This window comes from Pseudomonas sp. ok272 (genome assembly GCF_900109995.1).
Classification (GTDB): Bacteria; Pseudomonadota; Gammaproteobacteria; order Pseudomonadales; family Pseudomonadaceae; genus Aquipseudomonas.
The window spans coordinates 176,434-188,454 of sequence record NZ_FOCB01000001.1 but is presented as its reverse complement, the minus strand read 5'-3'; the positions used below and the strand labels follow the sequence as shown (position 1 = coordinate 188,454).

Here is a 12,021-nt window from a genome sequence, read left to right as displayed (position 1 = left end):
TCCTACCCACATCCCTGGGCGCTTGACCATAATAATTCGCTCCAAAGGAGCACATGACTGTCAGGGATAACCGCATGACGACCAGCACGACCTACAGCGACGCAACGCCTGCCCAGCCGACGAACTCGACCGGCCGGGTGGCGACCGCGAGCATCATTGGCACCGCCATTGAGTTCTACGACTTCTATATCTATGCCACCGCCGCCGCACTGGTGATCGGCCCGGTGTTCTTCCCCCAGAGCTCCGGCACCGCGCAGATGCTGGCGGCGTTCCTGACCTTCGGCATCGCCTTTATTGCCCGCCCACTGGGCTCGGCCCTGTTCGGCCATTTCGGTGACCGTATCGGTCGCAAGTCGACCCTGGTTGCCTCCCTACTGTTGATGGGCGTGTGCACCACATTGATCGGCTTGTTGCCCGGTTACGACACCATCGGCGCCTGGGCACCGATCCTGCTCTGTGTGCTGCGCTTTGGCCAAGGCCTGGGCCTGGGCGGGGAATGGGGCGGCGCGGCATTGCTCGCCACGGAGAACGCCCCCAAGGGCAAGCGTGCCTGGTTCGGCATGTTCCCGCAGTTGGGGCCCTCCATTGGCTTCCTGGCGGCCAACGGACTGTTCCTGATCCTGGCGTTGAACCTGAACGACGAACAGTTCCGCAGCTGGGGCTGGCGCATTCCGTTCCTGCTCAGCGCTGCGCTGGTGATGGTCGGCTTGTATGCGCGCCTGAAACTGCACGAAACCCCCGTATTCGCCAACTCAGTCGCCAAAGAGAAACCGGTGAAAGTGCCGCTGGTGGAGCTGTTCAGCGGACATTGGTTGCAGGTGCTGCTGGGCGCGGCGGCGATGGTGGTGTGCTATGCGCTGTTCTACATCACCACCGCGTTTTCCCTGAGCTACGGGGTCACGACGCTGGGCTACAGCCGCGAAACCTTCCTCGCGCTGCTGTGCTTTGCCGTACTGTTCATGGGCGCCGCGACGCCGTTGGCCGCCTTGGCCAGTGACCGTTATGGCCGCAAGCCGGTGCTGATTGTCGGGGCGATACTGGCGATTCTCTCGGGCTTCACCATGGAACCGTTGCTGACCCACGGCTCGACCTGGGCCGTGGCCCTGTTCCTGTGCCTGGAGTTGTTCCTGATGGGCGTGACATTCGCCCCGATGGGCGCGCTGTTGCCGGAACTGTTCCCGACCCGCGTGCGTTATACCGGCGCGTCGGCGGCGTATAACCTGGGTGGGATTGTCGGGGCGTCGGCCGCACCGTTTTTCGCGACCAAACTGGTGGCGATGGGTGGGCTGAGTTATGTCGGCGGGTATGTGTCGGCGGCAGCGTTGCTCAGTTTGATTGCGGTGCTGTGCCTGAAAGAGACGCGGGACAACGACCTGAACAAGGTCGCCTAAGCAAAGCAAAGGCTTCGCCGGCAAGCCGGTCTCGCTCCCACACTGACCTGGTGTTCACCGCGGTCAACTGTGGGAGCGAGCCTGCTCGCGAATGGACGCGCCTCGGTTTACAGCTCGACCACCACAGCCTGGGCCGCACGGGTCGCCTTGGCACGAGCGGCTTCAATCGACTCATCCCGCGCCAATGCCACGCCCATGCGGCGCTGGCCGTTCACTTCCGGCTTGCCGAACAGGCGCAGTGCGGTGTCTGGCTCGCTCAGTGCAGCGCCCAGGTTGGCGAACGCGGTCTGGGTCGACTGCCCTTCCACCAGGATCACCGCCGACGCCGATGGACCGAACTGACGGATCAGCGGGATCGGCAAGCCGAGGATCGCCCGCGCATGCAGGGCGAACTGCGACAGGTCCTGGGAAATCAGGGTCACCAGGCCCGTGTCGTGCGGACGCGGCGAGACTTCGCTGAACCACACCTGATCACCTTTGATGAACAGCTCGACGCCGAACAGGCCACGGCCACCCAGGGCTTCGGTCACCGCCTTGGCCACGCGCTCGGACTCGGCCAGGGCAATCGGGCTCATCGCTTGCGGCTGCCACGACTCCTGGTAATCGCCCTTCTCCTGGCGATGGCCGACCGGCGCACAGAACGTGGTGCCGCCGACATGACGCACGGTGAGCAAGGTGATTTCGTAGTCGAAGTCGATAAAACCTTCGATGATCACCCGGCCCTTGCCCGCACGTCCGCCTTCCTGGGCGTAGTCCCAGGCTTTTTGCACGTCATCGGCGCTGCGCAGCAGGCTCTGGCCCTTGCCCGAGGAACTCATGACCGGCTTGACCACGCACGGGAAGCCGAGGTCTTGAACCGCGCGGCTGTAGTCCTCGAAGGTGTCGGCAAAGTGGTACGGCGAGGTCGGCAGGTCCAGCTCTTCAGCGGCCAGGCGACGGATGCCTTCACGGTTCATGGTCAACTGCGCGGCACGGGCGGTCGGGATCACGGTGAAGCCTTCAGCCTCCAGTTCCACCAGGGTGGCGGTCGCGATGGCTTCGATTTCCGGCACGATGAAGTGCGGCTTCTCGGCTTCGATCACCGCACGCAGCGCGGCACCGTCGAGCATGTTGATCACATGGCTGCGGTGGGCCACTTGCATGGCCGGGGCGTTGGCGTAACGGTCCACGGCAATCACTTCAACGCCCAGGCGTTGCAGTTCGATCACCACTTCCTTGCCCAACTCACCACAGCCACACAGCAATACGCGGGTCGCGGTTGGCGACAATGGAGTTCCGATACGAGTCATCTGAAGGTCCTCAAAGGAGCGGATCATCGAGGGACAGCGCGCAACAAGCGCTTCCCGGGGGAGAAAGCGCGGCATTTTACATGAACCGCGGGGTTTGGCTTCAGTTGGCCACAGCCTGCTTGCGCAAGCGCCAGGCCATGATCAGCCACACGGCGGTGACACCGGCGAACTTGGAGCCCAGGGCCGTGAGGATCACGCCCGGCGTCAGCGCATCGATCATGCCGAAGAAGATAAAGGTATCCAGCGGGATGCTCAGCGCCGAACTGATCCACAGGCGGTCATGCAACGGGCGCTTGGTGATGCTGAACACCAGCCAGTCGATGCACTCGGACACCGCGAACGCCGTGGCGCTGGCCAGGGCAATGGACGGGTCGGAGGTCAGGTACGACAGCACCAGCGCGGCCAGCATGGCAATGATCGCGCCGTGACCGAAGCGGATCTGCACCATGTCGCGCAGGACAAATACCAGGCCACCCCAGGCCGACCAAATGATGTCCAGGTGTGGCGCGGTGGAAAAGGCGTAGTTGATCAGCACGACACTGCTGATATAGGCAATCAGGAAGAGCATGGGGCGAAGGACCTGTGAATAAGGGCGACAGGGTACTTCACAATTAAAGTGATGTCGTCGCCAAGAACCTCTTCGCGAGCAGGCTCGCTCCCACAATGGATTTGCGCGAGCACATAGAACGTGATCGGCGCAAAACCCGTGGGAGCGAGCCTGCTCGCGAAAGCAGAGTGTCAAGCTACGTAAGTGTCGACTGATGCGGCCCCTTCGCGAGCAGGCTCGCGCCCACAGGGGCTGGAGGGATATCCGCTCAGGCGCTAGACTTCCCGGGGATCATCCACACCAGTCCATTGGCCAGCGCCCGCTCATGGCACAACCCCAGCACCCGACGCCGCTCATCGTTGTCCATGCGGCTCCAGCGGGTGATTTCGTCCACCGTGCGCTGGCAGCCGGTGCACAGGTCCTGCTCGTCGAGCGCACAAATGCTGACGCAGGGCGACGTCACCGGGCGTTCAACGGGATTCATTGTTCCTGCTCTGCCAAGTCCCGGGCATAACGCTGGGCATTGTGCACATAGTGCGCCGCGCTGGCCTGGAGCATGCTCTTCTGCTGCTCGGTCAGCTCGCGCACCACCTTGCCCGGCGACCCCATGACCAGCGAGCCGTCGGGGATTTCCTTGCCTTCGCCAATCAGCGCATTGGCGCCGATGATGCAGTGCTTGCCGATCTTCGCGCCATTGAGGATCACCGCGTTGATGCCGATCAGGCTGTAGTCGCCCACCGTACAGCCATGGAGCATGGCGTTGTGGCCGATGGTCACGCCAGTGCCGAGGGTCAGCGGGTACCCCATGTCGGTGTGCATCACCGCGCCGTCCTGCACGTTGCTGTCCTTGCCGATCAGGATCAGCTCGTTGTCGCCACGCAGTACGGCGTTGAACCAGACGCTGGCCCCTTCTTCAAGCTTGACCTTGCCCACCAGCACGGCGTTGGGCGCAACCCAGCTCTGCGGGTGGGTCTCGACTCGGGCGTCGCCCAGGCGGTATTTCATCGTGGTTATCCTCAAGCCTCAGACAGGCCTTCAATCGTCACGCCATACGAGCGATGGCTTCAAACAGCGATAAAGCTTTTGGGCGGCTGGTGCAGGTTGATCTTGGCGTCATAGAGCAGGTTGATCAACTCGACGATCATGATTGCCGTCAGCCCCCAGATCTTGTACTCGCCAAATCGGTAGCTCGGCACGTACCAGCTGTGGCCCTGGTAATCGATGCGGTGCGTGTGTTCCCGGGGGTCGCTGCGAAAGAACTCCAGTGGCACGCTGAACACCGCGGCAATCTCGGCATCGTTGGCGCGGTACTCGACGAAATCGGGGATCACCGCCACATAAGGCGTAACCCTGATGCCATGCAGTGAGATCAGCGGGCTCAACGGCCCGATCACCTCGACCAGCCCCGGTGGCAGGCCGATTTCTTCTTCGGCTTCGCGCAGGGCGGTAAAGATCAGGTCCGGGTCTTCGGGGTCGCGCCGCCCGCCGGGGAAGGCCACTTCCCCGCCATGGGTCGACAACCCGCTGGCACGCAGGGTCAACACCAGTTCCGGGGCGTCGCTACGGGTAATGGGCACCAACACGGCAGCCTCCGGAAAACGGCTGTCCGTCTCCAGGATCCGTGGCGTGTGGTTGCTTATCCGCTGCAGTAGCTCGTCCAGCATAAGCGCTCTCGATCTGTTGGCTACTGGGCATCATGCACCAATCACACCAGCCGCCCAACCCCCGAACCCCGGCATGTCGCGAAACGACAACTTGCCGACAGCCATCGTAGCGCGCCAAGATAGGCGCAGCCTATTCGGAACCCCCAGCATGAAATTCTGCAGCCACTGCGGTAACCCGGTCACCCAGCGCATTCCCGAAGGCGATTCACGCCTGCGCTACGTCTGCAATCACTGCCAGACCATTCACTACCAGAACCCGAATATCGTTGCCGGTTGCGTGCCGACGTGGGGCCGCCAGGTGCTGTTGTGCCGCCGTGCGATCGAACCGCGCCTCGGCTATTGGACCCTGCCGGCCGGCTTCATGGAGAACGGCGAGACGGTCGCACAGGCCGCCGCCCGCGAAACCGCCGAAGAAGCCTGCGCCCGGGTGCGCAACCTGCACCTCTACACCCTGATCGACGTGCCGCACATCAGCCAGGTGCATGTGTTCTTTCGCGCAGAGCTGACCGACCCGGATTTTGCCGCCGGTATCGAGAGCCTTGAGGTACGGCTTTTCGACGAAGCCGACATCCCTTGGTCAGAGCTGGCTTTCCGCACGGTGGGCCGTACCCTAGAATGCTTCTTCGCCGACCGCCGCACCGGGGAGTTCCCGGTGCGCTGCGAGTCCATACCTGCGCTTGCCCAGGCAGCGATCACTTAAACAACAAGAAAGTACCTAGGGATATCGTTTTAATGCGTTGGTTGCTTGTGTTCTTCTGCCTGTCGTTCGTTGCCGTCTCCCAGGCTTCCAGTACGGAAACCCTGAACGGTAAACGCATCGAAAAAATCCTGGTGCTCAAATCCGCCCATCAGTTGCAACTGATCAATGACGGCAAGCCGCTCAAGACCTACCGCATCTCATTGGGTAAAAGCCCCAGGGGCCACAAGCTCATGGAAGGCGACCGCCGCACGCCCGAAGGCCTGTACTGGATCGACTGGCGCAAGGTCAGCGACCGCTTCAACCTGGCGATGCACATCTCCTACCCGAACATCAGTGACGCCGCGCGCTCACGCCGTGAAGGGGTAAACCCCGGTGGCATGATCATGATCCACGGCACCCCGGACACCGAGGACAACCCCGAAGACCTGTTCCACACCCTGGACTGGACCGACGGTTGCATCGCCATGCGCAACGTCGACATGCGCGAAGTCTGGGGCCTGGTGCCGGACGGCACGATGATCGAAATCCGCCCGTGATGCCGTAGCGGGCGGACATCGGGCCACGCCCCGCGCGATACATATGTACCGCCACCGCCCACATTCCGCTCCCCATGCTGAGAGTTCTATCGATCAGCATGGAGACTGTGCCCATGAGCACACCCACCACACCGCCGTCCTTTGACGCGATCAAAGGCTATCTCAATCAGATCGGCCACCATCTGTTCAACAGCCAGGCCCCGCTGCTGCCTGACACCCCACCCACGGCCGAACAGCGCTACCTGGAACGCCTGGATGGGATCCTCAGGCGCTACCGCGAGCAATTCCTGCACCTGAGCCGCAGCCACTTTCAAGCCCTGGAAAACGCCGACCTGCGCAGCCCCCAGGGCCTGGAGCTGCTCGCCAGCCTCAAGGTCACACTCAACAATCAGTTGCTGGAACTGGACCTGCACGCGCAAATCGATGGCAAGTCACGCAAATCCTTCATGACCTTTGAGGCGGGCTTCAGCGCCCTCGACAACGAAGCCCGGCTCGCCGTCCAGGATCGCCTGCTGCACCCGCAAGCCGGCGCGATCCTGGAGCGCCTGGCGCTGTACCCAACCCTGCGCCCCGGGCTGTACGCCTTGACCTTCCGCTACCAGGCGCAGCGTGTCGAACTGGCCGGGGCCTTTGTCGTCACGCAACAGAACAGCCCGGTGCCCAGCGACCTGACGAGCACCCTGGATGTCGGCCACGTGATGCTGTTCACCCCCGCTCGCGGGCTCGAATCCTTCGACTCGCTGGCCCAACTCAATGATCGCCTGCTGCAAACCCTGGAACACCCCAGCGCCCGCGACGAGTTCATGCAGCAACTGCCCGTGCGCTACCACGCACTCAGCGCCAGCGGAATCTGGCCCCTGGAGCTGTCGCCCATCAACGACACGTCGGTGTTCGAACACACCTTCGCTGCGCTCATCGACAAACGCATGCAAGACGTCGAGCGCGCCTTGAGCCTTGACGACAACCCGGAGCACGATCCGGCCCGGTTGATCGACGCCCTGGAGCACGCCATCGGCGCCGCCCTGCCTGACCTTGGCGCCCGCCTCGAACTGCGCGCCCAGACGCTGTTCGAACGGTGCCTGCGCCTCAGCGCACCGGATTGGTATCGCAGCGCCAGCGCGCCCAGGCGCACGGCATTGGCTCAACACCTGGGGGACTACAACCAGGCGCGTCAGGCCATGCTGGAAGTGTTGGGCCCGGTCGCGACCCCCGAAGCGCTGAGCCACTATCACTGGCTGCAACGCCTGAGCGAGGACTTGGATATCCATGACCTGGACCCCGGGCACCTGATCCTCAAAACCCGGCGCTATGTCTCGCCCATCGGCGAATACACCCAGGAGCGCAGCCTGATCGAATGGGCACTGCGCGGCCTGCACACCGGCGATGAACGCGACGGCTCGGATTTCCTGAAGAGCACCACCCTCACCTACCAAGGCGCGCCAGTGCCCTACAAGGAACTGACACTCCGTTGGCTGGTGCAACAGCTGAACACCCTGCCAACGCGCGTCGGGTTTGGCGAAGTGCAACGGCAACTGCATGAAAAGACCGAACTCAACCGCGCCATCGAACACTTGCTCGATCAGCGGATCAGCGCACTGGCCTACACCGCGCTGCTGCAAGGCCACCTCAGCGAAGACGACCTGCAGTTGATCCAGAGCCTGCGCCAAGGCAGCGATCCCGCCCTGAGCGCCTCGACCCTGTCGCTGCACGAGGCCCAACTGCAGGACGTATGGGTGCTGCGCCAGCGCGACCCCCATGGCCGGGTCAAGCGCGTGCTGCTGTGCACGCCTGAAGCCCCACAAGAGCAGCAGTTCCAGGCGTTCGACAACGAAGTCGCCTGTCAGAGCCACGTCCTCGCCTGGGCACTGGACAATGGCCGCAAGGAACCTCCAGGCAGCCTGGCGGACTACCTGATCAACCGGGTCGCCCTGCGTTTTCGCGCCAAGATGAAACAGGTGTTGAACGGCCTGAGCTTCAAGCCACTCGCGCAGGAGTACAACGAGGTGGTCTTCGGCAACACCGGCAGCCACGCCGATTGCCTCAAGGCCATGGCGGCCCATGTCCTGGCCACCCGTGTCGATGACTATGAGTTCTGCACCCCGGGCTGGTATCGCTCGGCCAGCGTCGACACGCGCCAGAGGCTGCTCAAGTTAGCCGACGACGCCGAAGGCGCCTTGCACACCTACAACGACTTTCCCCTGTCCGATGCACGCTTCCCACCCTTCAACGCGTACCTGCACGAGCAAGCGAAAAGCACCCTGAACCAACTGCTGGGCCGCCCGCAAAACGACGTCGACCCCGACACCGTCTGGGCCTACTCGCCCCCGTCGCTGATCGGTGCATGGACCCCGCCGCCGGTGACCTACACCCAGCTCTACCGCGACGGCTACGCCGATAGCGTTGGGATTATCGATGAAAAATTCTCCCGCTCCGCACGCTTCACCGGCCCCCTGGGCCTCGACATCAGCCGGTTAACGCCAGAAAAGGTCGCGCGCTCGGTAACGGGCGTATGGATCGGCCAACGCTACATCAACGAGGTTCGGCGCCGCCTGCTCAATACCGGCGATGCGGACTATGACCTGCGGCGCAACGTGACCCTGGCCATCACCCAGTTGCAAATGCACAACGCGGCGCTGGAGTGTCGCCTGCAAGGGTATATCGCCGGGGTTGACCTGCAATGGCTTGAGCAAAGCATCGCCAACATGGGCGATACCTCGGTGCAGGCGCGTAACGCCTACCCCATCCATCGCCTGATGATCGACGGCGACTGGGTGATCGACAACTACCTGTTCAGCCACCAAGACCACCCGACCCTGCTGTACACCCCCAATGCCCCGGACGGGATCAGCTTTCGCGAAGCCAAGCTGTTCAACTATGCGCTGAAAAAGATCCCCGGCATGCTCGGCTACTTCGTTCCTCGGGTCGCGATGCAGTCCCAGGTCCGGGTCCAAGCCTTCCTCGAAGACGCCAAGCGCCAACTGCCCGATGACCTGGATAAAACCAGCGCCAGCCCGCCGCGCTATGACTCGACACACCGGCAAACCCCGTTGCTCGACCTGCGCCTGGAATTCTATGACCTCAAGCAACAACGGCGGATCGACGACGTTGAAGGCAGCACCGTCAACCGTACGCAAATGATCACCAGCATCCTCTGGACCTGTGTGGAATGGGTCACCGCCGTTGCCACCGCGCCCTTCCCCGTCTTGAGCCTCAGTGCTGGCATGCTCCTGGCATTCAAGGACGGCATGCTCGCGCTGCACGCCTACAACCAGGGCGATAACGCCGCCGCCCTGGAGCACTTCGCCGGTTATCTGCTGAACAGTGCCGGCGCCATTTTTACCGACCTGCGCCCGGCGCTTCGCTCACTCACCCCGGTCCGTAACCCCGTGCGGTTGGTGACGGCCAGCACCGAGCACGCTCAGGCAATGACGCTGATCCGCCAGTTGGAGCCCGTGGCGCCGACCCCCACCGGCATGCAGCCGGTGTTCTTCGACGGGCAAGCGCTTTGGGCCCCCAAGACCCCGGACCCGATTGGCCGTTACTTGCTGTATCGCCTGGACCCGGCCACGGGCAAGCTGGTCTCGACCACCCGCCTGGTGGCCCCCAACAGTGAAGGCGTGTGGGCTCGCACCGGTGTTGTCGGAGGCGCGCCGAAATACGAAACGGTGCCGCAGACACCTGGCCCGTCGAAAGACTATGGAATGCCCGCCAAATACTGGAGCCAGCTTGAGCACGTCCTTGACCCGCAGCTACGCGAATACCTGATCCGACAAGCACCGTGGGTCGACAACCATATGATCAGCCTCACGCTGACCAACGCCGCCAAAGAGCTGAGCCCGCTACGCGCCGCCTACCTGCAACAGGTCGAGTTGTTGAGCAAGGACGCGGATAACTTTTTCCGCTACCTCGACCCGCTGCCGCCCCGCGCCGACGTACCGCCCATCGAGGCCAGCAGCCCATTGACGCAACTGACCGCCAGCGGTGCCCCGGCCGGCGACCAGAACCTGATCATCGGCGCCGTACCGGGGTCGATCGCCAGCAAGCAGGCACTGATCGACAACCTCGATACCCTGATCGAGCAAGGGTACAAGCACCTGTATGTGGAGTACCTGCCGGGTGACGTGTTCCAGCCAAAGCTGGTGAAGCTCAACAACGGCGGGTCGTGGCGGCACATCGAGAAGCACTTGAAAGCCATCGACCAGTCCTTCGGCACCCCCAAGGACGCGGAATACTCCTACTACGCCCTGGTGCGCAAGGCGCACGAGAAGGGCATGACCATCAGGGCGCTGGATGCCTCGACCTCGTACCAACTCGAAGACGTCATGGCCATGGCCGGTACTTCGCCGACGGCACCGCGGAGCAACGCGGTGCGAAACTTCTACTCACACAAGGTCATCGCGGCCGACAGCGTCGACACCCCGAATGAGCGCTGGATCGCCCTGGTCGATGAATCGCGCCTGCGCACCGTCGGTGACACTCCCGGCCTGGCGGACCTGCAACCTGCCGTTGCCCTGCGCGTCGAGGATGTCGGCCTGGATCAACCCGTGGGTATCTGGCCGGACCGCGCCGGCGCGATCGCCGGTGATCCATTGGCCAGGGCCGACTACCGCATGACCCTGCACACGGCGTACAAGGCCCCTGAACCCGTCGTTCCACCAGCCGCCGCAGCCGCTGCCCCGGTCGAGCATTTCGCCGAGTTCGATGTCCCCACCGAGATGCGGGACACCGTCGCGCACCTGGCGCAAGAATACCGAGGCCTGGACCCACGGTTCGCCTCGTCCAATCCGCGTAGCATCAAAGCGCTCAATACCGTTATGGACCTGCGCCGCAAGCTCCTGGACAAGGCCCAAGCGTACCTCGCCGACCACGTCCCCCCGCCCAGGCCGACGCTGCCGACGATCACCGCGAGCACCACGCCCGAGTCATTCATCAAGCAGGTCGGCCAAAGCGACTTGCCGGGATTGGTGATCGGCGAAGCCCACATGGCGCAGTCGAGCAAGGCACTGCTGCGCAACCAGATGAAAACCCTCAAGGACGCCGGGTACAAAACCCTGTACGTCGAACACCTGTTCACCGACCTGCACCAGGCGGACCTGGATGTGTTCCATCGTACCCAGCGCCTGCCGGACACTCTCAAGACCTACCTCAAGTACCAGGACAACGGCCACATGCCGTTCTACCGCGGCTCCGACACCTACACCGAGGTGATCCAGGCCGCGGGCAAACACGGCATCCGCGTGCGGGCGCTCGACTGTACCTCCAGCTATCACGTCAAGGGCCTGGGTGACGAGCACATTACACGCCCCCAGATGTTCAGCTACTTTGCCAACCAAATCATCCAGGCCGACCAGGCCGCGCAGGGCCCCCATAAATGGATTGCCTTCGTGGGCAGCGCCCACACCAATACCTACCTGGGCACTCCGGGGCTGGCCGAGCTGCAAGGCACGATTGGCCTGCACGTACGCGACAGCGCCCCGGCACTGGCCAGGAGCATTCACCCTGGCTACTGGGAAACCGATATGCTTGGCGTCTATTGGACCGCGGTCCGCAGTGACTTCAAGCTGGAGGTCGCCATCGCCGGCCAGCGCGCACCAGCCCCCTTCGTGCCGGTCGACCGCTCAAGGCTGAGCCAGCCGGGCCACTTCCTGGTCGAACGCCCTACGGCCGCCGAGACCAACTTGTTGCATCACTCCAACAGCGGGGAGATTGTCTCCACCCCCATACAGGTGGACGACAACGGAAGGTTCTTTATCCATCGCTGGGGCATGGAACAAGAACGTTTCGAGTACCAGAACACCTTGCTCGATGCCCTCAAGAGTAAAGTCAGGCTGAGGCCGGCTCCGTAACCACGGAGGGTTCGTCCCCGGTGGCGCCATAACCCGGCGCGCACAAAA

At 63.2% G+C, this 12,021-nt stretch carries 9 protein-coding genes; 4 read left to right on the top strand and 5 right to left on the bottom strand.

The window, feature by feature from the left end; genetic code table 11:
* The first annotated feature begins 74 nt into the window (after positions 1 to 74).
* Positions 75 to 1,391, top strand: a complete 1,317-nt coding sequence (locus tag BMW74_RS00890; protein WP_093412224.1) for an MFS transporter — start codon at positions 75 to 77, stop codon at positions 1,389 to 1,391.
* Between the two features lie 107 nt (positions 1,392 to 1,498).
* On the opposite strand, the gene purT is transcribed toward BMW74_RS00890, so the two are convergent.
* From purT to BMW74_RS00865, 5 genes are all read right to left on the bottom strand, one after another.
* Positions 1,499 to 2,680 carry a formate-dependent phosphoribosylglycinamide formyltransferase gene (purT, locus tag BMW74_RS00885; protein ID WP_093412221.1) on the bottom strand — a complete coding sequence of 394 codons (1,182 nt, stop codon included), beginning with the start codon at positions 2,678 to 2,680 and terminating at the stop codon, positions 1,499 to 1,501.
* A gap of 100 nt (positions 2,681 to 2,780) precedes the next feature.
* A complete protein-coding gene (locus BMW74_RS00880; RefSeq protein WP_093412218.1) occupies positions 2,781 to 3,248 on the bottom strand; it encodes a VUT family protein in 468 nt (155 codons plus the stop codon).
* 247 nt (positions 3,249 to 3,495) lie between these two features.
* Positions 3,496 to 3,711 carry a DUF1289 domain-containing protein gene (locus BMW74_RS00875; protein WP_093412215.1) on the bottom strand — a complete coding sequence of 72 codons (216 nt, stop codon included), beginning with the start codon at positions 3,709 to 3,711 and terminating at the stop codon, positions 3,496 to 3,498.
* Positions 3,708 to 4,232, bottom strand: coding sequence for a gamma carbonic anhydrase family protein (locus BMW74_RS00870; RefSeq protein WP_093412213.1), 525 nt, complete (start codon positions 4,230 to 4,232; stop codon positions 3,708 to 3,710). Before BMW74_RS00870 ends, BMW74_RS00875 begins: the two co-directional genes overlap by 4 nt.
* Positions 4,233 to 4,291: 59 nt before the next feature.
* The gene (locus tag BMW74_RS00865) at positions 4,292 to 4,891 is read right to left on the bottom strand and encodes a CoA pyrophosphatase (RefSeq protein ID WP_093412210.1); all 600 of its coding nucleotides are present in this window, start codon (positions 4,889 to 4,891) and stop codon (positions 4,292 to 4,294) included.
* Positions 4,892 to 5,039: 148 nt separating this feature from the next.
* On the opposite strand from BMW74_RS00865, the gene BMW74_RS00860 reads away from it, so the two are divergent.
* The 3 genes from BMW74_RS00860 (at position 5,040) to BMW74_RS00850 (ending at position 11,973) form a co-directional block, all read left to right on the top strand.
* Positions 5,040 to 5,591, top strand: a complete 552-nt coding sequence (locus BMW74_RS00860) for an NUDIX hydrolase (RefSeq protein ID WP_093412207.1) — start codon at positions 5,040 to 5,042, stop codon at positions 5,589 to 5,591.
* A 32-nt stretch (positions 5,592 to 5,623) separates the two neighbouring features.
* Positions 5,624 to 6,127, top strand: coding sequence for a L,D-transpeptidase family protein (locus BMW74_RS00855; protein WP_093412204.1), 504 nt, complete (start codon positions 5,624 to 5,626; stop codon positions 6,125 to 6,127).
* Between the two features lie 113 nt (positions 6,128 to 6,240).
* Positions 6,241 to 11,973 carry a membrane-targeted effector domain-containing toxin gene (locus tag BMW74_RS00850; protein ID WP_256562498.1) on the top strand — a complete coding sequence of 1,911 codons (5,733 nt, stop codon included), beginning with the start codon at positions 6,241 to 6,243 and terminating at the stop codon, positions 11,971 to 11,973.
* Positions 11,974 to 12,021 lie beyond the last annotated feature (48 nt).

Bases quoted from the DNA above. Each gene is read 5' to 3' on its own strand.
- BMW74_RS00890 (WP_093412224.1), top strand. From the start codon at position 75: ATGACGACCAGCACGACCTACAGCGACGCAACGCCTGCCCAGCCGACG.
- purT (WP_093412221.1), bottom strand. From the start codon at position 2,680: ATGACTCGTATCGGAACTCCATTGTCGCCAACCGCGACCCGCGTATTG.
- BMW74_RS00880 (WP_093412218.1), bottom strand. From the start codon at position 3,248: ATGCTCTTCCTGATTGCCTATATCAGCAGTGTCGTGCTGATCAACTAC.
- BMW74_RS00875 (WP_093412215.1), bottom strand. From the start codon at position 3,711: ATGAATCCCGTTGAACGCCCGGTGACGTCGCCCTGCGTCAGCATTTGT.
- BMW74_RS00870 (WP_093412213.1), bottom strand. From the start codon at position 4,232: ATGAAATACCGCCTGGGCGACGCCCGAGTCGAGACCCACCCGCAGAGC.
- BMW74_RS00865 (WP_093412210.1), bottom strand. From the start codon at position 4,891: ATGCTGGACGAGCTACTGCAGCGGATAAGCAACCACACGCCACGGATC.
- BMW74_RS00860 (WP_093412207.1), top strand. From the start codon at position 5,040: ATGAAATTCTGCAGCCACTGCGGTAACCCGGTCACCCAGCGCATTCCC.
- BMW74_RS00855 (WP_093412204.1), top strand. From the start codon at position 5,624: ATGCGTTGGTTGCTTGTGTTCTTCTGCCTGTCGTTCGTTGCCGTCTCC.
- BMW74_RS00850 (WP_256562498.1), top strand. From the start codon at position 6,241: ATGAGCACACCCACCACACCGCCGTCCTTTGACGCGATCAAAGGCTAT.